The 22783-nt window shown below is 35.1% G+C and carries 24 protein-coding genes and 1 pseudogene; 10 read left to right on the top strand and 15 right to left on the bottom strand.

The genetic code is table 11. From position 1 onward, the window contains the following. Nucleotides 1-205: 205 nt before the first annotated feature. The 9 genes from RYK20_RS05610 to lpxB all read right to left on the bottom strand — a co-directional run bounded on the left by RYK20_RS05610 (nucleotide 206) and on the right by lpxB (nucleotide 8374). Nucleotides 206-1234, bottom strand: a complete 1029-nt coding sequence (locus tag RYK20_RS05610) for a cytochrome c peroxidase (RefSeq protein WP_311457380.1) — start codon at nucleotides 1232-1234, stop codon at nucleotides 206-208. 103 nt (nucleotides 1235-1337) lie between these two features. Continuing rightward, a complete protein-coding gene (locus RYK20_RS05605) occupies nucleotides 1338-2345 on the bottom strand; it encodes a leucine-rich repeat domain-containing protein (RefSeq protein WP_314894715.1) in 1008 nt (335 codons plus the stop codon). Nucleotides 2346-2354: 9 nt separating this feature from the next. Continuing rightward, the gene (locus RYK20_RS05600) at nucleotides 2355-3359 is read right to left on the bottom strand and encodes a leucine-rich repeat domain-containing protein (protein WP_314894714.1); all 1005 of its coding nucleotides are present in this window, start codon (nucleotides 3357-3359) and stop codon (nucleotides 2355-2357) included. Nucleotides 3360-3374: 15 nt separating this feature from the next. Further along, nucleotides 3375-4406 (bottom strand): cytochrome-c peroxidase, encoded by a 1032-nt coding sequence (locus RYK20_RS05595; protein ID WP_314894713.1) that lies wholly within the window; start codon nucleotides 4404-4406, stop codon nucleotides 3375-3377. Nucleotides 4407-4410: 4 nt separating this feature from the next. After that, the gene (locus RYK20_RS05590) at nucleotides 4411-5295 is read right to left on the bottom strand and encodes an MbnP family protein (protein WP_314894712.1); all 885 of its coding nucleotides are present in this window, start codon (nucleotides 5293-5295) and stop codon (nucleotides 4411-4413) included. Nucleotides 5296-5639: 344 nt separating this feature from the next. After that, on the bottom strand, nucleotides 5640-5999 hold the full coding sequence (locus RYK20_RS05585; protein WP_311457385.1) for a hypothetical protein: 360 nt from the start codon (nucleotides 5997-5999) through the stop codon (nucleotides 5640-5642). A gap of 88 nt (nucleotides 6000-6087) precedes the next feature. Next, nucleotides 6088-6744, bottom strand: a complete 657-nt coding sequence (locus RYK20_RS05580; RefSeq protein WP_311457386.1) for a hypothetical protein — start codon at nucleotides 6742-6744, stop codon at nucleotides 6088-6090. A 43-nt stretch (nucleotides 6745-6787) separates the two neighbouring features. Continuing rightward, complete coding sequence (locus tag RYK20_RS05575; protein ID WP_314894711.1) at nucleotides 6788-7177, bottom strand: lipocalin family protein; 390 nt, start codon at nucleotides 7175-7177, stop codon at nucleotides 6788-6790. Nucleotides 7178-7258: 81 nt separating this feature from the next. After that, nucleotides 7259-8374, bottom strand: coding sequence for a lipid-A-disaccharide synthase (gene lpxB, locus RYK20_RS05570; RefSeq protein WP_314894710.1), 1116 nt, complete (start codon nucleotides 8372-8374; stop codon nucleotides 7259-7261). Between the two features lie 78 nt (nucleotides 8375-8452). Between lpxB and RYK20_RS05565 the strand changes: the two genes are divergently transcribed. From RYK20_RS05565 to lnt, 7 genes are all read left to right on the top strand, one after another. After that, entirely contained in the window at nucleotides 8453-9208 is a 756-nt protein-coding gene (locus tag RYK20_RS05565; RefSeq protein ID WP_314894709.1) for an RNA methyltransferase, read from the top strand. Beyond that, on the top strand, nucleotides 9201-9542 hold the full coding sequence (locus RYK20_RS05560) for a peptidase (protein ID WP_314894708.1): 342 nt from the start codon (nucleotides 9201-9203) through the stop codon (nucleotides 9540-9542). The genes RYK20_RS05565 and RYK20_RS05560 overlap by 8 nt, the downstream gene beginning before the upstream one ends. Beyond that, nucleotides 9511-9759, top strand: a complete 249-nt coding sequence (locus RYK20_RS05555; protein WP_314894707.1) for a hypothetical protein — start codon at nucleotides 9511-9513, stop codon at nucleotides 9757-9759. Before RYK20_RS05560 ends, RYK20_RS05555 begins: the two co-directional genes overlap by 32 nt. Further along, nucleotides 9756-10127 (top strand): hypothetical protein, encoded by a 372-nt coding sequence (locus tag RYK20_RS05550; RefSeq protein WP_314894706.1) that lies wholly within the window; start codon nucleotides 9756-9758, stop codon nucleotides 10125-10127. Before RYK20_RS05555 ends, RYK20_RS05550 begins: the two co-directional genes overlap by 4 nt. 442 nt (nucleotides 10128-10569) lie before the next feature. Next, a complete protein-coding gene (locus RYK20_RS05545) occupies nucleotides 10570-10947 on the top strand; it encodes an Imm53 family immunity protein (RefSeq protein WP_314802640.1) in 378 nt (125 codons plus the stop codon). Nucleotides 10948-11033: 86 nt separating this feature from the next. Further along, nucleotides 11034-12536, top strand: a complete 1503-nt coding sequence (locus RYK20_RS05540) for an aromatic amino acid ammonia-lyase (RefSeq protein WP_314894716.1) — start codon at nucleotides 11034-11036, stop codon at nucleotides 12534-12536. Nucleotides 12537-12552: 16 nt separating this feature from the next. After that, nucleotides 12553-14133, top strand: coding sequence for an apolipoprotein N-acyltransferase (lnt, locus tag RYK20_RS05535; protein ID WP_297978274.1), 1581 nt, complete (start codon nucleotides 12553-12555; stop codon nucleotides 14131-14133). Between the two features lie 160 nt (nucleotides 14134-14293). Here the strand turns inward: lnt and RYK20_RS05530 are convergent, their stop codons facing one another. The 5 genes from RYK20_RS05530 to RYK20_RS05510 all read right to left on the bottom strand — a co-directional run bounded on the left by RYK20_RS05530 (nucleotide 14294) and on the right by RYK20_RS05510 (nucleotide 17451). Further along, nucleotides 14294-14569, bottom strand: a complete 276-nt coding sequence (locus RYK20_RS05530; protein ID WP_297978273.1) for a chaperone modulator CbpM — start codon at nucleotides 14567-14569, stop codon at nucleotides 14294-14296. Beyond that, nucleotides 14553-15467 carry a J domain-containing protein gene (locus RYK20_RS05525; RefSeq protein WP_297978272.1) on the bottom strand — a complete coding sequence of 305 codons (915 nt, stop codon included), beginning with the start codon at nucleotides 15465-15467 and terminating at the stop codon, nucleotides 14553-14555. The genes RYK20_RS05530 and RYK20_RS05525 overlap by 17 nt, the downstream gene beginning before the upstream one ends. Nucleotides 15468-15566: 99 nt before the next feature. Continuing rightward, nucleotides 15567-16358 (bottom strand): hypothetical protein, encoded by a 792-nt coding sequence (locus tag RYK20_RS05520; RefSeq protein WP_297978271.1) that lies wholly within the window; start codon nucleotides 16356-16358, stop codon nucleotides 15567-15569. 2 nt (nucleotides 16359-16360) lie between these two features. Then, on the bottom strand, nucleotides 16361-16750 hold the full coding sequence (locus RYK20_RS05515; RefSeq protein ID WP_297978270.1) for a biopolymer transporter ExbD: 390 nt from the start codon (nucleotides 16748-16750) through the stop codon (nucleotides 16361-16363). Between the two features lie 2 nt (nucleotides 16751-16752). After that, nucleotides 16753-17451, bottom strand: coding sequence for a MotA/TolQ/ExbB proton channel family protein (locus RYK20_RS05510; RefSeq protein WP_297978269.1), 699 nt, complete (start codon nucleotides 17449-17451; stop codon nucleotides 16753-16755). A 468-nt stretch (nucleotides 17452-17919) separates the two neighbouring features. On the opposite strand from RYK20_RS05510, the gene RYK20_RS05505 reads away from it, so the two are divergent. The 3 genes and pseudogenes from RYK20_RS05505 to mltG all read left to right on the top strand — a co-directional run bounded on the left by RYK20_RS05505 (nucleotide 17920) and on the right by mltG (nucleotide 21493). Continuing rightward, the gene (locus RYK20_RS05505; protein ID WP_297979668.1) at nucleotides 17920-19467 is read left to right on the top strand and encodes a hypothetical protein; all 1548 of its coding nucleotides are present in this window, start codon (nucleotides 17920-17922) and stop codon (nucleotides 19465-19467) included. Between the two features lie 137 nt (nucleotides 19468-19604). Then, nucleotides 19605-20423 (top strand): annotated as a pseudogene (locus RYK20_RS05500) (DUF4421 family protein); the annotation flags it as partial. A gap of 26 nt (nucleotides 20424-20449) precedes the next feature. Further along, nucleotides 20450-21493: an endolytic transglycosylase MltG gene (gene mltG / locus RYK20_RS05495; RefSeq protein ID WP_314894705.1), complete on the top strand. Its 1044-nt coding sequence runs from the start codon at nucleotides 20450-20452 to the stop codon at nucleotides 21491-21493. A 62-nt stretch (nucleotides 21494-21555) separates the two neighbouring features. On the opposite strand, the gene RYK20_RS05490 is transcribed toward mltG, so the two are convergent. Then, nucleotides 21556-22719, bottom strand: a complete 1164-nt coding sequence (locus tag RYK20_RS05490) for a MalY/PatB family protein (protein ID WP_297979670.1) — start codon at nucleotides 22717-22719, stop codon at nucleotides 21556-21558. Nucleotides 22720-22783: the final 64 nt, after the last annotated feature.

Genomic DNA, 22783 nt, shown 5'->3' with positions numbered 1-22783 from the left:
TCAACAGAAGAATTGAAATTAGTAAGACTGAAATCTTCAATATTTATATTCATAAGATGAATTATCGTTTCCTATGAGAGGGTTTTTTAGTGCAAAAATAGGGATAAATTCTTATCAGTGATGAAGTTGTTTAGAAAAAATAAGAGGATAGAAAAACCTGACTTATAACTAAGTCAGATTTTTCAGAAAATATTAAAATAAAAACCTAATTCCTACCGATAAATTTGGGGTCACTGAGTGTTTTCATAAAGGCAATAAGAGCTTCTTTGTCTTCTTCTGTAAGGGGAATTTTCCTTCCATTATTCTTTAAAATAGGGTCTAAATTTGTATCATTTTCTACTCCAGAGGATAAGTAATCCAGCACTTCTTTTAGGGAAGAAAACTGCCCAAAACTACCATAAGGAGCCGTATATTCTATATTGCGGAGGCTAGGGACACGGAACCGATAGTGATCATCTAGGCTCCCTGTTACCCTTCCTCTCCCTACTTCTTCTACTTGGTCAGGATGCTTGGGGAAGCCAATATTCCTAAAGGATTCATCTGTGAAAAGAGCTCCTTGGTGGCACGAAGCGCATTTTTCTTGGAATAAGTCAAACCCTCTCTGTTCCAGAGCAGTAAAACTTTCTGTGTGATCTCGTGTTACACGGTCATACTTACTATTGGCAGAGATAAGTGTATACATAAATTGGGCAATACTGCTGAGGATACGCTCTCCTGTTATTTGAGAATCCCCAAAAGCCAACGAGAATGCTTTCTGATAATAAGGGTCATCTTTGAGCTTTTCTTTTGCCTCCAGAAGAGAAGAATCCATTTCTTCGTGTGTAACAATGGGAGTTACAGGTTGTTCCTTAAGGTCTATAACAGCCCCATCCCACATATAAAATGTAAGAAAAGCAAGATTCTGGATAGGAGGTGTGTTACGGAGTCCTATTCGTCCTGCTACTCCAATAGCTCTCGGATTCCTATCGGCATAGGCTAATCCTCGTATATGGCAAGTGGCACAAGAGATAGAATTATCTGTACTGAGGCGTGCTTCGTGAAAGAGTCTTTCTCCTAGTTTTACACCATATTGGGTAGGGTAAGCATTCTCTATAAAAGGATTTAGAGGAGGAAAATTAGAAGGAATCGAGAGGTTAATCCTTGTATTGGGTTCTGTAGGTAGGGTAGGAGCGGAGTTATCCTTAGAGCAGGATACGATGAGTAAAAAGGCTGATATTTTATAAAATATATTCATTATTAGCGATTTTGTGTTAGATGGATAAGAATGCTCGTACAGACTATGTACGAGCATTACACACTATTGAGAGGAAGCAATTATCTTAAGATAGAAAGGATTATTATTTGCTTTCTTCAATGAGGCTTTCAAGCTCTTTCCACTCTTCCGAACTATCTATATAAGCCTGTTTTTTTCCTTTAGGAACATATATTTTGAGAGGAGGTTCCTCTACTTTTCTCTTCAAGGAATCGTACTGGATAACAGGAGGAGTGGCACCCTTGAATACGATCTTTTCTAACTTTTCACACCATTCTACAACTGCTGTGTCAAACTGTGTTATTGATTCAGGAAAAATAATTTCTTTAATAGGAGTTAGGCTAAAGGCATTATATCCGATGGTTTTGATGCCTTCAGGGAGAATAATTTCCGTTAAGCTTGTACATTCGTAGAATACAGTATCAGGAATTTCAGTAATACCTTTGGGAATAGTTACTTTTTCCAATTTCTTACAGCTACCGAAAGCACCTCTTCCTATCTGAGTTACCGTTTCAGGAATGGTTATTTTTTTGAGATTTATACAATCTATAAATACCTGTTCTCCTACAGAAGTAAGTCCGTTAGGAAGAATAATGTATTCAATAGCTTCATTGCCAGAGAAGAGTTCATTAGCTATAGAGGTAACTCCCTTAAGCTCCTCAATAGTATTCATATCAAGTGCTTTAGTGGTAGTGTTTTTCCATTTGGTTAAAGTCTTTTTATCTTCACTTAGTTCGTAGTCCTGAGCTGTTACTTTAGAGAGAACAAGAATCTCTAATTTTACAGATTTTTTAGAAAGAACGTCCGTGATTTCCACAGAGATACTTCCTTCAGCGATCGATTTTACTAATAATTCGGTGTTATTATTGACCAAAGAGACTTCAGCAATGAGCTTACCATTTTCGGGTTGGGAGATGGTGTAATTTCCATTTCCAGAGGTAATGGAAATTCTTTCTTGGGTTTCTTTTGCTAATGAGAGTGCTGTTTTAGCCAGAGTAAAATCCTTAATAGGAGCTTGTTCATCCTCTTTTTTGCATTGGGAGAAGAGGCTCACCATAAGCAAAAAAATTGTGATAATAGATATTTTTTTCATATGATATAATTAGAATTCTTCAATAAAATCTTCAAAATCTTTCCAGTATCTGGAACTTTCAATGTAAGTTTGTTTTTTTCCTTTAGGAACATATATCTTTAGGGTAGGTTCTTCTACGTTTCTTCTTAGAGAATTGTATTTAATAGAAGGAGGAGTATTTCCCTTAAAGGTCATCTTCTCCAATTTCTTACAGAAAGCTACCACATTAGTATCGAGGCTCTCAATAGAAGCAGGGAATACGAGTTCCTTAACCCCTGTACCAGAAAAAGCATTCCAATCAATTTTAGTAACGCCTTCAGGGATAATAATTTCTGTGACTTTGTGACAGTTATAAAGAGTTACCGCTTCAATTGAGGTTAATCCTTTAGGAAGATTTACTTTTTCGAGGTTCTCACATCCTGAGAAAGAAGCTCCTCCTAAAGTAGTTACGCTATCAGGAATACGTACTTCTTTTAAATTTTTACAATTGTAGAATACACGATTTCCAATGGAGGTAAGATTATTGTTGAATATAACAAATTCAATACTTTCATTACCTCTGAAAGCATCTTTTTCGATGGAAGTAACTCCCTTAAGTTCCTCAATAGTATTCATATCAAGCGCTTTAGTGGTAGTGTTTTTCCATTGGATTAAAGTCTTTTTGTCTTGACTTAGTTCGTAGTCCTGAGCTGTTACTTTAGAGAGAACAAGAATCTCTAATTTTACAGATTTTTTAGAAAGAACGTCCGTGATTTCCACAGAGATACTTCCTTCAGCGATCGATTTTACTAATAATTCGGTGTTATTATTGACCAAAGAGACTTCAGCAATGAGCTTACCATTTTCGGGTTGGGAGATGGTGTAATTTCCATTTCCAGAGGTAATGGAAATTCTTTCTTGGGTTTCTTTTGCTAATGAGAGTGCTGTTTTAGCCAGAGTAAAATCCTTAATAGGAGCTTGTTCATCCTCTTTTTTGCATTGGGAGAAGAGGCTCACCATAAGCAAAAGAATTGCGATAATAGATAATTTTTTCATTATTCTTAATGTTTTTTATTGTAGATTTAAAAATTCGTTATCAGTTAAGGTATTTAGAAATGAAATGAGAGCTCTCTGTTCTTCTTGAGAAAGAGGGATTCTATAATTATTCTCTTTAAGAAAAGAATCTATATTTTCATCATTTTCAACTCCGTGATCAAAGAAAAGAAGCACTTCTTCCAAGGAAGAAAACTGCCCGTGATCTCCATAGGGAGCAGTAACAGCTATATTTCTCAAGGTAGGTACCCGAAATTTGTAAAGATCCTCTATTTTACCAGAAACTCTAGCTTCTCCTTTCTCCTCTATTCTATTGGGGTTCTTAGGAAAACCTATGTTCCGTAAGGACTGGTCTGTGAATAAGGGTTCCTTGTGGCATAAGGCGCATTTCTGTTGGAATATAGCATATCCTTTCTGTTCCTCTGTAGAGAAAGACATTCCTTCATTCCGCATTACCTTATCATACTTACTATTGGCAGAGATTAAGGTGAACATATATTGAGCTAAGCTTTCTAGGATACGCTCAGAGGTAATTTTACCATTAGGGTATGCCTTTTTGAAGAGTTCTTTATAGGTGTCATTTTTTTCTATTTTCTTAAGAACTTCCTCAATAGAAGAGTCCATTTCTTCGTGAGTAATAATAGGTATAATAGGCTGATCCTTAAGGTCTATGACAGCTCCGTCCCACATATAAGTATTAAGAAAAATCATATTCTGTATAGGCGGGGTATTCCTAAGTCCTATTCTCCCTTCAGTGCCTATAGCTTGTGGGTTCTTGTCTGCAAAGGCAAATTCTCTGATATGACAGGAAGCACAAGAAAGGGTATTGTCCCTGCTGAGTTGTGGGTCATAGAATAATTTTTCTCCTATGAGGACTCCTATCTTGGTAGGGGCATTTGTCCTTAAATTATAGGCGTCAAAATCAGGAAAATTACTAGGTTTCTTAAGTTCTATCTTAGGGTTGTCTATAGATATAGATTCATCTTCTTTTGGCTGACAAGAGAAGCAAAGTAGCGGAAATAAACATCTTAAAAAATAGGATTTAAGCATATCTCTATTTCACTTCTTTAATACGGAACATTCCAGTAGTGTTTGTTTGGTTATCTCCAGCCAGATTATTAATGAAGCCTATCATTTGCAAGGCTGTATGTGTGTTGGGTGTTGCTTGATATTCATTATTCTGAGCTTCTCCATCTTCGTCTTCCTCAACTAATGTAATCTTCTGAGAGCCATTTAATAGTTTGTCAAAATCAGCTGCTATAACAACTAGAGAAGGATTGCTACCAACTTCTAGATTTTTGGGAAGAACGAGCTTTACTGTACGGCAAGCATCTACACCAATTGCTTTGGTATCTCTATCTTTGATTGTACTTCCTGTATGAACAGATAAAACCTTGTTATCATTACCCCAAAATCCCTCTATTTTTGTAAAACGATATCCTTTTCCCCATTCCCAATGCATTCTAGAATCATTCTTGCCAGCTTCTTTATAGAATTTAGGAAATCTGGATTCATCAAGATGATTTAATTCTTTGCGAATACCATAATCGAATAGAATTTCTTTGTACGCTCCTGTCTGTAAGTCACTTAAGTGAAGTTTTAAAGATTCAGGATTGGATTGGTTCAAGACAAAAGCACCTGTATCGAGGTTATCAACATTGTATGATATAGTCGAGCCATCTGTCTTTACCAATCGAATGTTACTGATAATGTATTTTATTTCAGAGAATTTTAAATTTTGATTATTAGAGATATACGATTTGGCAGTAGAGGCATCTGCTCCTAATTCTATTGGGTTACTTCCAATAATATTTTGAAATTCTAAAGTGGTGTTTCCTAAAGTAGGAGTTTCTAAAGTAGGAGTTTCTTCTTTTTTAGTACAAGAGAAAAGAGCAAGACTTGCTATTATTGTAGAGAATACTATTTTTGAATTTTTCATTTTTAATAAAGTTAGTAATAATTATTGAAATTTGCGCTATAATATATATGAATAGGGTATAGCTTTCCAGCAGGTGATTTTACCTGCTAGATTATAATGAGATAAAAAAATTACTCGCTCTATGATTACTGTTCTAAGAACGAGTAATTTTTTAATATTTTAAATAGGTTGTTTTAAAAAGATATAGATATTTCACTAAAGGGAAGCTTATTAAAGCCCTTTTACTTACAAAAAGGAACAAAAAATGTGGCAATACTGTTCAGTGGCAATACTTTATGTAAGAAATGCCTTAGGAAATATCCTAAAAAGGTGGAAAATGAGAGTAAGAAACTCTCTTTGAGAAGTTAAGCAATGGGAGGTCTCATTTGCTTATTAATCGTTTTATGAGTAAGCAATTGTTCTTTAAAGAAGAAAGGAGGTAATTCATCCTCTGGGAAGTAGGGGATCTCCAAGGCTATAGGAGCTATGGGGATAAGCTCTATGGACTTCAGGTTAAGAACCTTATCTGTGGTTTCAGAGGTTTTTTCTATACTTTTATTAAGATGGCACTTTCCGTGACAATGAAGTTGCTTGTTCTCTTTATTTACACAATATATTTTTTCTATATAATCTTTGTTCAAATTATAATGAATAAGAAGTAATGTCTGCTGAAAAGCTATCAGCAGAAGCAGAACAGAAAGTGTTATGCTTATTACTTTTTTCATTGTGTATTAGATGTTACTAAATGACAATTAAATCCTGAGCAAAGGTACAAAAAAATTTCAAACAACAAAAGATTTTTAGGTCTTTTTCTTATTTGTCTTTAACAATAACGAAGCGAGCTTTGTAACCCGTAAGTAATGCCCAAGTTTCATTAATCAAGACGTTATTGTTTTCATCAATAACTTGAAAATGAGCTGTATTAGGTCCATAAAGCCCCTGATTTACAGCTTTTATTTCTATCTTGTTAAATCCTATTTTCAGGGGGATATGTAGTTGTTGAAAGTTTCCAGTAAGATATACATTACTGATAAAAAGTTCATCATTGAGATACACATCTACTAAATCTCCATCTACATTAGCGTAATCCCTACAAAAAATACCCACAGCATTGGCGTTGCTACTATAATTTCCGTAGGACTTGTCTCCCTTGAGAGAAGATAGGTCATATTCATTTTCCTTAGTATCCCCTCTTACAGATTCAGGAAGCTGAAACTCTCTCTGAGCATATTGTTTTTTATATTGTCCTGTAAAATCCACTCCTTTTTCCTCTGAAGAAAAAGACAGAGGCTTCTGATAGTTTTTTAACCAAGAATCCACCACAGGTGAATAGGATTTTTCAGGGGATTTTGGTTGCAAAGGAGCTTCCTTCTTAGGAGCAACATAAAGCCTTCCTGAAGAGAGGTTTTCAGGTTGCCCATATACAGAGAAAAAAGATATAAAAAAGAAAAATAAAATGAATAGTCTCATACTTAACAAACACGCAAAAAGTATGCCATTCTTAGTGAATAGACTATTTTTCTTTCCTTATGAAGATAGTTTCTGTAATAAATTCTTTTCCTTGAATTTTATTACTTTCTTTAAGAAAAAGAGAATCTCCTTTTATAAGATAGGAACTGTTCTCTGGGCGACCTATTTTATTGATAAGTTTCAGGCTATCCTTAGTGGCTGTGTAAGATAAGGAAAAAACATCTTCTTGGCAACCTTCTCTATTGAAAAAAGTGTGGCATATTACAGAATCTTTCTGAAAAGAAAAATAATTCTGCTTAGAACAAGGATTAAGAGGAATAACTTTTCCATTACTATTAATACCTGCTAATTGCCAATCTCCCAGAAGAGTAGGGGCGGAGTTCGAGCAAGCTCCTAATAGAGTTCCTAAAAGGATAAAAGAAATCTTTTTCATCATTATAAAGCTACAAATAGGAGTGCAAAGATACGTATTTTTCTGCACATAGTTTTGCTGTTGAATAAGAAATTTTAGAAGCTATTTTTGTAGAGAATTGAGGATAAGTGATGCCGTCCGCTCGCTGGCGCCTTCATTGCCCAATTTTTCTCGTAATGTTTTGTAATTTTTGAGGAGCTGGGCTCTGTATTCAGAATTTAGAAGTTTCTCTAATTCTGTTTTTAGATTCTTTGTATTGAGCTCACCCTGAATGAGTTCAGTAACTATGGGAGCATCCATAATCAGATTGACCAAGGAAATATATTTTAGGCTAATTACCCGCTTGGCTATTTGGTAGGAAATCCAATTGCCTCGATAGCAAACCACTTCGGGAACGTTGAACAACGCAGTCTCCAAGGTAGCTGTACCACTGGTAACTAAGGCTGCGTGGGCGTGAGAGAGCAGGTCATAGGTCTTTCCAGTAACAAAATGTACATTCTCTTCTTTGATAAATTGTTTGTAAAAATCATATCCTAAGGAAGGCGCCCCTGCGATAACGAATTGATATTGATGATAACTCCCCACCACTGAGAGCATTACTGATAGCATTTTGGCAATCTCCTGCTTACGGCTACCAGGGAGCAAAGCAATGATAGGACGCTCATCTAAACCATTTTCTTTTTTGAATATCTCCTCACTTACCTCCTTACGAGCTGCAATAGCATCTAACAGAGGATGTCCTACAAAGTGTACAGGATATTGATGCTTGCCCTCATAGAAATCCTTTTCGAAAGGTAGAATGACATACATTGCATCCACATCCCTTTTGATGGCTTTAATTCGGTTTTCTTTCCAAGCCCATATCTGAGGAGAGATGTAATAATGGGTAGGAATCCCTTTTTCCTTAGCCCACTTAGCAATACGCATATTAAATCCAGGGTAATCAATGAAGATAAGTGCATCGGGTTGAAACTGTGTGATATCTCGTTTGCAAAAATCAATATTTCGAAGAATTGTTTTAAGGTTAGTTATTACCTCCCAAAACCCCATAAAAGCCAAATCGCGGTAATGTTTGATGAGCTTTCCCCCAACGGCTTCCATACGATCACCTCCCCAAAGGCGAAATTCCGCTTCAGGATCTATCTGTTGTAATGCTCGCATCAGGTTTGCTCCGTGTAAATCGCCAGAGGCTTCACCAGCGATAAGGTAGTATTTCATAGTGATGAATATTTTTGCAAAGATACTATTTTTTCAAAAATAATTGTATATTTGCCTTGCGATTATTTATATCCCAATATGCTAAGCAAAAATCAACAGAAAATTATACAAAAGCTCCAACAAAAAAAATACCGTAATGAACTAGGTCTTTTCGTGGTAGAAGGTAAGAAAGGAATTTTAGAATTTGTTCAAGCAGGTTTTAAGGTAGAAGCAATATTTGCTACAAGTATATTTTCAGAAAAGCTTAATAAGTTGCCATTGACTCTTATTAGTAAGGAAGAATTGAGTAAAATCAGTACGTTGAAAAATCCTGATGAAGGGGTGGCTATTTTTCACCAACCCAAGAGAAAGGGAATACTTCAAGAGGGGCTTATCTTGGCCTTGGACAATATTCAAGACCCAGGTAATTTGGGAACGCTTATTCGCCTATGTGATTGGTTTGGGATAGAAACTCTCTTGTGTAGTGAGCAGACAGTGGATTGCTATAATCCTAAAGTAGTGCAAGCCTCTATGGGGTCGCTCTCACGGGTGGAGGTGCATTACCTGCCCTTGGCGGGTTTCTTGGTTACTTGTGACTTACCTGTATATGTGGCTACCTTGGAGGGGGAAAACCTTTATACTACCACTTTCCCTGAGGATTGTGTGATTGTTTTGGGTAATGAAGCCAATGGAGTAAGCCCAGAGGTGACCGCCTTGGCCAATGGGGCTATTACTATCCCACGTTTTGGTAGGCGACAACAGGCAGAAAGCCTTAATGTAGCAATGGCGGGAGCGATTATAATGAGTCAAGTAAAAGGTAAAGCCAGCGAGGCTCACAGCTGGGTATATGAATAAAAATAAGATGGCAGTAGAGAGTTTTTTTGTGATAGAGACTTCTTTTAGTGACTTAAGAGAAAAGCTCAAAGAAGAAATAGTGCGAGTAGATAAGGAATATGATGAAATAACAATTTTTTATAATGGTTTTTTCTCTTGGATGTATTTTTATAAAGAAGAAGAAGAAGCTTATATAGAGGAAGAGGAGAAAGCAAAATTACAGGTAAATATCAAACACGAATCAGCGACACCACCTAGTGTTATTACAGCTTTTAGGGAAAAACTCTTATCTTTAGGATTTTGCGAAACAGAAATATTTGATAATGAAGATAGTACTAACACAAGCACAATATAACCTATTGATTGAGGTCATAAAAGGAACTTCTTCTTGCTGTACTCTCTTATCTTCTAAAGAGGATGAAGTATGTGTCGAAATGCAAGAAAAAGATATAGAAGATGCTATAGACTGGCTTGTATATGAGCTTGATATAGAAGGATTTGACGCCAATGATGAACTTACTCCTAAGGGGAAAATATTGGAACCACTTATAGGTATTTTGGAAAATATATGATGCTAACAATTGATAATCAGTTGTATATGGTTAATTCTGTGGAAGAATTAATACATCACCTTATTCCCCTTTCTAAGAAGACAGAAGCAGTGCTTTGTTTATCTTTGGAGGATAGTTGGGATTCGGATGCAATCTCTTGTCAAATAGATAAGGGCAAATATTTGTTGCTTTATTATACTACAGATCTTGATAACCCTACTGAGAAATATCCTCGCAGCTATCATAGAGGACTTGAAACTCATAAAAAAGTAGAGATAAGGGGAAACTTTTATGATGAAAATACCATTTGCTATGACTATGGATTGGTATTGATGTTGTTCAAAGAGTTTTTTCAGCAAAAACAAATTCCTTTGTATATCTTATCTTAATTATAAGAGGGGAAATCGGTGAATCACATAGCTATTGTAGCCTTTTTAAAATATTGAAAATTAGTAAGAATGATGTACTTAAATGATTTTAGTCAAGAATACCTTGTAGATTCTTTGGAAGAATTAGAAATATTACTAAAAAACGTTTTTTAGAGGAGGTCAATTTTTTTATTTTAACTTTTAAGGAAAATGGATTTCCCCAATTATCTGCATTTGTCAGGGGAAATAAATGTGTTATCTACTATTTAGAAGAAGAGGTACAATACATTAGTAAAGGAAAAGCAAATGAAGGAATAGAAGTATTTGTTCAGGATATACACGGGACAGAGGTGTTCCTTAGCAAGGACAAGGTGCTGACTATTGATAAGTTTTACAAGGCTGCAGAATCCTTTTTTGAGACACAAGCAAAGCCTAATTTTATTGAATGGGAAAAGATATAACTATGAATATTATAGAATGGTTACAAGAATGGACAAAATCTCAAATAGATGGAGATTGGGAGCACGAACAAGGAGTTCAGATAGATATGTATGATAATCCTGGCTGGTTTATCAAGGTGGATATAAGCAATTATATTGATTTTGTACAAGAATGTCAGCCTAAGGGATATACAAATGAGGAAGATTGGATTGATTTTGATATAAAAATTCTTGGAAAAGAAAGAAATTGTGCTTATTTGACCATTAGTGGAGATATTAATAAGCTCAATAAGATACTTCATAGCTTCAAAGCTATTATAGAAAGGTTAGAAATTATAGAAAAGGAGGGAAGAGGCATACTATCTCAAGAGGAAGTTTGGCAAATTTTGAACAAAATATAAAATATTACTAAAAGAACCTTGTGAATTTGTTTTTTTTCGTAAATTGCACTCTTTAAAAAAAACTAGAAATATTGGAACAGAATAGAATGCTTTTTGAGGATTTTATAAAAATTGTTTTTAAGGAAAACAAAGTAGAAATTAATCAAGAAACGGAGAAAATAATTTCTGAAAGTTATGAATTTTTGAAAGAATTTTCTAAAGATAAAATAATCTATGGAGTTAATACAGGTTTTGGGCCTATGGCACAATATCGTATTGAGGACAAAGATAGGTTGAGCTTACAATACAATCTTATCCGTAGTCATAGTGCTGGGATGGGAGATTATTTTTCCCCAGAAGAAGTCAGAGCAATGATCCTATGTAGGCTTAATACTCTTTCATTAGGGAAATCAGGAGTTCATCCCTCTCTGATTCATTTGATGAAAGAATTAATCAACCGAGAGATTACTCCTTTGATTTTTAAGCACGGAGGTGTAGGAGCCAGTGGTGATTTGGTACAATTAGCTCATTTGGCATTGGTGCTTATTGGGGAAGGAGAGGTTTTTTACAATGGAAAAAGACGTTCTACACAGGAAGTATTCCTTCAGGAAGGAATAGAACCTATAAAAATACACTTAAGAGAAGGTATCGCCGTAATGAATGGAACTTCTGTAATGACGGGGATAGCCTCTTTGAATGTACATTATGTAACAATTCTATTGGAGTGGATTGTAAAGCTTTCTTGTGCAATAAATGAGCTGGTACAAAGTTATGATGACCATTTTTCTGTAGAGCTTAATAAGGCTAAAAAGCATTATGGACAGCAGATAATTGCCCAGAAAATGCAATCCTATCTCTCTGATAGTAAGCTTATAAGGAAGCGTTCAGAACATCTTTATAATGGGGGACATACGGAAACGGTATTCAAGGATAAAGTACAGGAATATTATTCTCTTCGTTGCCTTCCCCAGATATTAGGAGCTGTGTATGACACTCTACAAGGAGCTAAGGAAGTCATAGAAAATGAATTTAATTCGGCTAGTGATAACCCTATCACAGACGTTCAAACCCAACAAGTGTATCACGGAGGGAATTTCCACGGAGATTATATTTCCTTGGAAATGGATAAGCTTAAGCTGGCAGTAACTCGTCTTTGTATGCTCTCAGAACGACAATTGAACTATCTCCTAAACCCTAAAATTAATGAAATACTTCCTGCTTTTGCCAATGCAGGTAAGTTAGGTTTCAATTTCGGAATGCAAGGAGTGCAATTCGCCGCTACTTCTACCACGGCTGAAAATCAAACTTTATCTACCTCTATGTATATACATAGTATTCCTAATAATAATGATAATCAGGATATTGTGAGTATGGGCACCAATGCAGCCACCCTTACCCAAAAGGTAATAGATAATACCTTTGAGGTACTTTCTATAGAAGCAATAACAATTGCTCAGGCGATTGATATTTTAGCTTGTGAGGAAAAAATGTCATCTACAACCAGAGAATGGTATTATCAAATACGTACAATTATTCCTTTCTTTAAAGAGGATATAATTCCTTATCCTTATCTAGAGAAAGTAAAAAATTACCTGAAAACATCCTTATAATCTCTATTTTGCTTATATGAAGAACATTCTTTTGGCACTTCTTTCAGGAGGATTATTTGCCTTGGCTTGGCCTACTTATGGAATAACATTTCTTATCTTTTTTTCCTTTGTCCCTTTACTGATAGCTGAATATCAGTTACGTTCGTCAGGAAAATCTTCGAAAGGGAAAGTTTTCTTACTTGCCTATCTGTCTTTTTTTATCTGGAATGTTTTTACTACTTGGTGGATATGGAATTCCACAGAGATAGGAGGGGCTTTTGCAATATTGGTCAATAGCTTATTAATGGCGACTGTTTTTCTGATATATCACTTGGTAGCTAAGCGAAATTCTCTAAAAATTAGTACTGTTTTTTTTGTAACTATCTGGATTTCTTTTGAAAAATTCCATCATCATTGGGATTTTTCTTGGCCTTGGCTTACCTTGGGGAATGTCTTCTCAGAGAAGGTGGCTTGGGTTCAGTGGTACGAATACACAGGGATTTTTGGAGGAAGCCTGTGGGTGTTATTGGTGAATGTACTCATATTTATAGCTTTAAAAAAATTAATAAAGACAAAAGATAGAAAAATTTTCTGGAAGAGGATTCTTAAAATAGGGGTTTTGGTATTTTTTCCTATAATTTATTCTTGTTGGGTATATATATCCTATCAGGAAAAAGGAAGGCCTACAGAAGTGATGGTTCTACAGCCTAATATAGATCCTTATTCGGAAAAATATTCGCTCTCTAATACAGAGGTGATACGCCTTCTTTTTAGGCTTTTACAAGGAGAAGTAACTGAGAAAACACGTTTTATACTTACCCCAGAAACTGTTCTGGCGGATGGAATAGCTCCTGAAGAGGTAAGTCAAAGTACAGAGGCTCAGCTTCTTAGGGGGATTACTCATCAGTATCCTAAACTTAATTGGTTGGTGGGAATTTCTATGTATCAGCTAATTACAGATAAAAATAAGATTACTTCCCAAAGTAATTATCATCCTAGAGGCTATTGGTATAATGATTATAATAGTGCTTTTTTGCTAAATAAAACCCAAGAAATACCTTTTCATCATAAGTCGAAACTTGTGGTAGGGGTAGAGAATATGCCTTTTCAGTCTTTATTAAAGCCTATTTTGGGGGATATTATGATTGATTTAGGAGGAACGGTAGCGGTGAAAACAACGCAAAAAAAACCAAGTGTATTTGTTTCTGATGAGGAGAGTGTAGCTCCTATTATTTGCTATGAGTCTATTTATGGGGAATATATAACTGAATACATAAAAAAGGGAGCTCAATTTCTTGGAGTGCTTACCAATGATGCTTGGTGGGGTAATACACAAGGTCATAAGCAATTACTTAGTTATACACGCTTGCGGGCTATCGAAACGCGTAAAAGTGTGGCAAGGAGTGCCAATACAGGTATTTCAGCCTTTATTAGTCAAAGGGGAGATATTATAAAACAGCTTGAGTATGGGAAAGAAGGAAGCCTTAAGCAAACCCTTCTCTTGAATGATGAAGTTACCACTTATGTTCGTTATGGGGATTATATTGCACGTATAAGTGCTTTTATAAGCTTGGGAATTTTCCTTATGTCTTTCCTAAAGAAAAGGAGTGAAGTGTAATTATAGCTTCATCTTGCTAATGAGCTCTTTTTTGGTTTCTCTTTGCTAATTCGTAGCTTCTAAACAGAGGTAGAAAGCTCCTCTCTCTAGTTATCCTCTTTGGTTATAAAAGAGAGAGGAATCTCTAATAATGATAGAAAAACTATTTATAGATAGTTTATTATTTTTTTCTAAGTTTTTGATTTTCCTCTTGTAAGACTTGGATTTTTTCCAATAAACGATGGATAATTTGCATACTAGGAACATTTATTTCTAGGTCATAATGCCAATTAACAAAGCGTTCAAGAGCAGATAATTGGTCATAATGTACATAGGTAACCCTATCTATGATTTCGGTCTTGATAAGTCCATTAGCCACCAAATCATTGAAGAAGGAGGATTTTATCTTATAGAGCCTAATTACTTTGGTTTTTGATATTCTATGCTGTTGTTCCATTATCTTGTAATTTACGTAGTTGTTCAAAAAGTTCCTTCTGCTTGTCTGTCAAGTTCTTAGGGAGTTCTACAGTATAGGTAATAAAGAAATCACCGAAAGTCCCCTGCTTATATACAGGGAATCCTTTCCCTTTCAAGCGAACGGTAGTACCAGGTTGAGTTTCTGGTTTTACTTTAAGTTTCACTTTACCAGAGAGGGTTTCTACTTGTACTTCCCCTCCAAGAATAGCTGTATATATATCAATAGTAGCTTTTACTTTCAGGTCATTCCCAATACGTTCAAAAGTGGGATCGGGCAATATATGGAAAGTGATGTATAGATCACCATTGGGTCCCCCATTCACTCCCTCAGAACCATAACCCTTGAGCTTGATTTGTTGGTTATTTTGAATACCAGCGGGGATGGTTATTCGGATGGTTTTTCCTCCTACAGAAAAAGTTCTTGGGTGAGTGGTAGCAGCCTCACGGAGTGTTAGGCTTATTTCAGTTTGTAGGTCTTGTCCTCTGAATTTGCCAGAGGCAGAACCAAAATTATTTCTTCCAAATCCGGCTTCTTTTCCAAATATTTCTTTGAAAAAATCTGAAAAATCTGTTGTACTAGAGTAAGTAGCTCCCTCAAAACCATTTCCAAAAGGATTTCTCCCTTGTTGCCTAGCTTTTTCAAAAGCCTCACTCTGTTGCCAATCCTTTCCATATTTATCATATTTGGCTTTATTTTTAGCATTTCCTAATACCTCATAGGCTTCATTAATTTCCTTAAAACGTTGTTCAGAAGCCTTATCGTTAGGATTCATATCGGGATGATATTGCCTAGCCAGCTGGCGGTATGCTTTCTTTATATCCTTAGTGGATGCTGATTTGTCAACTCCTAGAACCTTATAATAGTCAATATATGCCATTGGGTTATATATTAATTTTTTCTTAATAATTGAGCAAAGATACGAAAAAATATAATTTGAATCTCAGTTAGTGAAAATTTAACACAAAATATTTTTAAACTATTCTCCTAATCTGAAATTGATTGTGATAAAGCCTATTTGTGTTTGAGGAGCTTTCTCATCTGCATTAAAGCGATAAGTTAGAGCGGATTTTCGAGCAGCTTCTAGTAGGCAAGGCGCACTATTGGTAGTTCCTTTTTGCCCTGCTTTAGCTCGGATTACCTTCCCATTTCTATCAACTTCTATTTGTACAACTACAAAGCCAGCTTCATTGCAATCCTGCCTTATATTTTCTCCACTTATGTTTTTTCTACCATTGAGACCCCATCCTTTTCCACTTCCACCAGTTCCACTTCCACCATAGAAGCTGTTTGCATAAGGATTTCCATTAGGGTCACCTTTGTATCCTGGGGTTCCATCATCTCCTTGATTGGCATTAGAACTTCCTGTCTGAGAGCTTTTTGAAATAGCATTCATTACATTGGATAAGGCATTAGTAGTGGAGGAAGATGGCTTTTGTTCTTTAGGTTTTTCCTTTTTTACCTTTTTAGGAGGAATAGTAATGGTTTCTTCTTCAGTTTCTTGAGTAATTAGATTCTCAGCAGAGGAATCTACATTATCTTTTTCTACAATTTCTTCTTTTTGAGCTTCAGAAGTTTCGGAAGTTTTTGGAGGTGTAATTTCTCCCATACCCTGAGAGTCAGTACCAAAGGTAATAGCAATCTCACCTCCCTCTTCGGGTAGTTCTGTATGCATTCCTAGCTTTGCCATTAGTAATAATAGGATGATAAGCCCCATAATTACTAATGTAATAGCAAATGATTTTTGCTTATGTATTGTATCTAATACCATAATTACTTGGGTCGTACAGCTAAAATCAATTTATACTGATTTTGATTTGCAATATCCATTACCAAGACCGCTTTTTCAATGGGTACACTTTCTTCAACTCTGAGGATGATAGTGGGGTTCTCTACTCTATTAAGAGCCGTTTTGAGTTCTTTCTCCATTTCATTCGGGTCAATGGGTTTCTTATCAATAAAGTATTGTAAATCTTTATTGATACTCACCGATATATTCTGTATGCTTGAGGTTTTTCCCTTAGCTTTAGGCAATAACATATCCAATACTTTTGGATTATTAGAAGCAGTAAGCATAAAGAAAATCAGTAAAAGGAAGACGATATCCGTCATCGAAGACATACTGAATTCAGGGGAGACTTTATTACTGGACTTGATACTCATTTCTAAATAGGTTCGTTTAACATATCTAAGAAATCAACCGTAGTAGCTTCTAGCTTTTGAGTGACGTTATTAATCCTCATTACCAAGTGGTTATAAGCTAAGTAAGCCACAATTCCTACAATAAGTCCTGCTACAGTGGTGGTCATTGCTGTATAGATACCATTGGCTAAGATACTCATATCGGCTTGCCCTCCACTGGTTGCCATTGCGTGGAAAGACATTACCATTCCCACTACTGTTCCAAGGAATCCTATCATAGGTCCTACCCCAGCTAAAGTAGCTAATAAGGAGACATTTTTCTCTAATTTATAGACTTCTAAGGAACCTGTATTCTCAATGGCTTTATGAATATCATCAATAGGTCTTCCTATACGAGAAATTCCTTTACTTACGAGCCTTGCTATGGGACTGTTATATTGAAAACAAAGGTTTTTAGCAGCTTCAATTCTTCCAGAAGTAATGTTATCTCGGATAACATTCATAAAATTGGTATCTATTTTCTTGGCAGCACTAATGGCAAAGGTCCTCTCAAAATAGATATAGATGGTTACCGCAAGCATCAGGAATAGAACTCCGATAATAATTGTATTAGCAAGACCTCCATCAAAGATAAGTTGCATAATAGAAAGACTTTCTTTCTGTTGTGTTTCTCCTGTAAGGAGAGCTTCTTCAGCTCCAGTATTAGCTTGTAAAAAAAACATAGTATTCTTTGGTTTGTTTCAAAAAGCAAAAATACATCTTTTTGTCCAAAGCAAGTTTAGTTTTAAATATATTTATTATTTTACTCTCTGAAATGAGCTAAAAATAACAATAAATAACTTTTTTTAAGTTATTTATATAACAAATAGAATTATCAAATTTTTAACTTTATTTTATCGTTTAAAAAGGCTTTATTTCAAAAAATAGTTGTACCTTTGCAATCAGAAAAGGAAACCTTTAATAACCCTTCTGAAAGTATATTTGAGAATGATAAAGTAATTATTCTCAATGAAAAATAAATCTTATAATTGTTTAGTTTTTTCACGAAAGTCCGAGCTACGAAAGTACTCGGATTTTTTGATTTAATTATGATTTATGGGGATAATTTCATCTTAATATTTGTAAATTTTCTTTTATAGTATGACTTTTTTTTGTAATTTTGTACCGTAAAATTAACAATCATTAAATCGATGAAAAAAGGCTTGTTTTTCCTAGTTTGGATATTGTCATTTGGAGCATTGGCTCAGGACAGAATATATATAGATAGTATAGGTAATTCTGTTGAGAAGGAGAATGCTAAGTTCTATCGTATTCTCTCCGAGAAAAAAGGAGTCTATCATATAAAGGATTATTATCTCAGTGGCAAGTTGCAGATGGATGCTTATTCTAAGGATAAGGATCTTAGGCGTTTGGAGGATCTTATCGGAAAGTTCTCCTTTTACTATGAAAATGGAAAGGTAGAAACCTCAGGGGAGGAAATCAAAGGGAAATATCACTATAAATCCTTTGATAAGAAAGGAAGGCTTGTTACCCTTTTACGACAATCAGAACCTGTATATCAGGAAAATTATATTTATTCGGATCAAGGATTTAACTCCCTATATATAACAGAAAATGGAGTGGTGAAGAAGAATATTGATTTTGATAAAGATCTTAAAAAAGCTCGCATAGAGCGTATCTATGAAACAGATGAATCTGTAATTGCTAACTATTATAATAACGCTGGTAAACTCATAGCTTCACGTACTTATACGCAAAAAGGAGCTAAAGCAGGCACAGATGCTTCTTATTACTTTTCCCCTGTACAGCTGAGAAAAATCACACAATGGAATGATAACTCAGATATCATTGGAGAAAAGGAATATTATAGATCAGGGAAGATTTTTTCAGAATTCTCAATTACTCCAAAGGATACAGTAGCAGTGTTCTATGATGCAAAAAAGAGCAAAATAGGAGTGCTTGTATATAAGGAAAATCATCCTTATCAAGGGTCAGAATATATATTAAATGACAATGGAATTATTGCCCAAAAGAATGATTATAAGTTAGGCTTTTTAGATCAACAAATATTATACTACAGAACAGGAAATCCTAAAAGCAAGACAGATTACGGGCTATATGGGAGTATTGATAAGATAACTTATTACGAGAAAAAGGATAAAAAAGAGAAAGAAGTACTTACTTTCTATGAAGGATTTCCATATAATGGCTATGAATATAATGATTTAGAGAAAAATAACAGCTTTATCTATTATGAAAAAGGATCAATTATAGAAGCCAAACAATATGATGACAAAAATATCCTTAGATACCATAGAAAAAAGCACGAAGATGGTCATATAGTAGCTGATATTTATAATGAAAAAGGAAAAAAAGATATTAATTATGTAATTACTCAAGAGTCAAAACCTTCATCCTATGAGGGAATGGTTCATCTGGACTTTATACAATACGAAAATGGAAAAGAAGTTCGTACAGGAAGAATCACCAATGGAATCCTAGAGAAAGGAAGTATAGAACTTCAGCTTAATGAAAAATCAAAAAATATATACAGAAGAGAAGAAAACTGGATTACAGTGGAGCAATATTACTCAGGAGAACTATTAAAAATTTATAAAATCAATGTAAAACATCCTCAATTTTCTAGTATTTATGAAGGAGATATGGATGAATTTTTTATCTATGAAAGGAAACTTTCTCCTTTCGTTATTGTAGGGGATAGTATGAATGAAGACTAGTTTTATTCTCGAAATGATCATAAATGTCATTATCCAATTTCTTTAAATTATCTACAAAGCAAATACTCACTATTTGCTTTGTAGTTTTTCTATTTTTTGCTCAAGAAAAAGTATATTCATAACAAAAAGATACACTCTATGTACAAGAATATCCTCACAAATGGTGGGTGAAGTTCTTTATTCCTAACAAATTTCTTAGTATTCAAAATGGAGGAGATATATTTACTCCAACTTATCCTCAAAACATAGGCTTGGGATTAGGATTGCGAAAGATTATAGGAATGAATTTACTAGTTTCCTTCAGTATATTTCCTTTGAAGACAGATACGGGATTATCTTCCTCTATCACTGATTTTCAGATACACAGATATGGAAAAAAAGTACTCATAGATGGATATTATCAGGATTACCGAGGTTTTTTCTTAGAAAGGAAAAATAAAGAATATATACTATTTCCAGACCTTGCTGTCAAAAGATGGGGAGTTGAGGGCACTTATGTATTGCGTAATAAAAGATTTTCTATGAGAGCTGCCTTCGAACAGAGCGAAAAACAAATAAAATCGGCAGGGAGTATGCTCTTAGGAAGTGGAATTTATTATCATAGGATTATTCCAGACAGCTCTCAGAAAGAAACTATACCCAATGCGTTCGAAAATTACCAAATGGGTGTGAATATAGGTTATGCTTATTCGTGGGTAATTTCTCCCCAATGGTTATTGGCAGGAATGGTGTCTGTAGGGGTTAATTTTGGGAATAACTCTGAATCTTTTGCTTGGCAACATTTGAGAGCTTATTCTGCAAGTATTGGTAGGCTTACAATGAATCATAACAGAGAGAATTGGTCTTTTGCTCTCACAGGAATATTCAATAATAAAACGGTTTATTCTCCCAATCCCGATTCTTTTATGCTTTTAGCTCCTACCGCACAATTTACTTTGACACGGCATATAAAGTAAGAATAAAGATTTATATATAAAAACTGATGAAAATAATAAAGAAAATTTTTAAATTCATAGGCTTTTTCCTGCTGATAGCTATTGTTCTGGGAGGAGGAGCAGCCTATTATATACTATTATATCCCAATACAAACTTCAAAGGGAGAGCATACGAACTATATATACCCACAGGGAGTGATTATCAAGTCATCTCAGAGAGATTATACCCTGTATTATCTAATTCAGATACATTTTTTTGGCTAGCTAAGGGACTTCAGTATACAGAACACGTGCGTCCAGGACGTTATGTAATCCGTAAAGGAATGAATAATTTGGAAATGGTACGTATGTTAAGAAACTTAAGCCAACCTATTAAGCTTTCTTTTAACAATCAGGATCGTTTGCCTAATCTTGCTCAACGAATTTCTCAAGAGATAGAAGCTGATAGTACCTCCTTAATGAATGCCTTTTTGAATTCTGATTTTCTATATAGGAACCAGACAGACTCATTGAATGTAATAGGACTATTTATTCCTAATACATATGAGTTCTATTGGAATACCTCAGCGGAAATATTTGTAGAGAAAATGGAGAAAGAATATAAGCGATTCTGGAATGAAAGCAGGAGAGCAAAGGCAACGGAAGTAGGGCTAACACCACAGCAAGTTACGATTTTAGCTTCCATCGTTCAGAAAGAATCTTATCAGGTACAGGAGCGCCCTACAATAGCAGGAGTATATCTTAATAGGTTGAAAGATAATATGTTACTTCAGGCTGATCCTACTGTTATCTATGCAATAAAAGAAACTACAGGGAAGTATGATACGATTATTAAGCGAGTTTATATAAAAGATTTAGCAACAGTATCTCCCTATAATACCTATTTATACAAAGGACTTCCTCCAGCGCCTATTTGTATGCCAGATATCTCATCAGTAGATGCAGTTCTTTCTCCCGAGAAGCACGAATATATCTACTTTGTTGCCGATACAGCAAGGTTAGGGTATCATAAGTTTGCTAGGACCTTGGAAGAACATAATAAAAACAGACAGGCTTATAGAAAATGGCTTAATAATAACGGAATTGAATAATGATTATCAAAAGAGATAGAACATTTTGATAATCATCATTCAATAGTCTCAATATAGAAGTTTTAGGAAAACGCTTCTTTGAGTTGTTCAAGAGCTTTCTCAATAATAGATCTGGGAGAAGCTAAGTTGATTCGCATAAAACCTTTTCCTTCTTCTCCAAAAACACTTCCATCTACCAAAGCCAAATGGGCTTTATTGGTACAAAAAGAAACAAGTTCTTTCTGAGAAAGTCCTAATGCCCTGAAGTCCAAAAATACCAGATAAGAAGCCTGAGGTACAATGTATTTTACCTTAGGAAGATATTGGTCAATATATTGGGTAAGAAAATCAATATTCCCTTGCACATATGCCAGAAGTTGGTTGAGCCATTCTTCTCCTTGCTCATAGGCGGCTACTGTAGTTTGGAAAGCAAATATATTACCATCGGTAAGCATATATCCAACCGTTTTATCTAAAAATTTCTGTCTGACCTGAGGGTTGGGAATAATAGCATAGGCACTAGCTAACCCAGCCATATTGAAGGTCTTGCTAGCAGAAGAAAAAGTAACTGTATTCATAGCTATTTCTTCAGAAAGACTTGCTAAGGAAATATGCTTATAGGAAGGTAAGGTAAGGTCAGCGTGAATTTCATCAGAAATCATTAGCACTTGATACTTTAGGCAGATAGCCGCTAGTTTTTCCAATTCTTCCTTTGACCACACACGTCCCCCAGGGTTATGAGGGTTGCAAAGGATAAAGAGCTTACAAGTCTTTACTTTCTTTTCAAAATCATCAAAATCAATATAATATTGTAGGTTTCCTAAAAGGAGTGGATTGGTTATTACCTTTCGTCCTGTATTGCGGATAGCAGCCGCAAAAGGATAATATACAGGGGGTTGTATAAGTACCTGCTCTCCCACCTTGGTGAAAGCTTCAATAGCCATAACAATAGCAGGAACCACCCCAGGAATGAACGAAATCATTTCCTTGGTAATCGCTAACTGATGTCGTTTTTTTTGCCAATTGATAATAGACTGATACCAAGTGTTAGGTTTCTCTGTATAGCCAAAAATTTCGCATTCAATACGTTTCTTTACACTGTCTATAATAAAAGGAGGAGTTCTGAAGTCCATATCGGCGACCCACATAGGAATCAAGTCTTCACGTCCCCATCGGGGTAAAAGAGCTTCTAATTTCAGAGAATCACTCCCTCTTCGGTCTATAACCTCATCAAAATTATATTTCATATTTTAAATTTATTTAAGTTTTATATAAACAATGTCTTTGGAATAAACATCTAAAAACATTGCT

Origin of the sequence: uncultured Capnocytophaga sp., from assembly GCF_963525585.1 — a bacterium.
Taxonomy (GTDB): Bacteria; Bacteroidota; Bacteroidia; order Flavobacteriales; family Flavobacteriaceae; genus Capnocytophaga.
The sequence above is the reverse complement of the archived record's forward strand: the minus strand, read 5'-3'. Positions and strand labels throughout refer to the sequence as shown.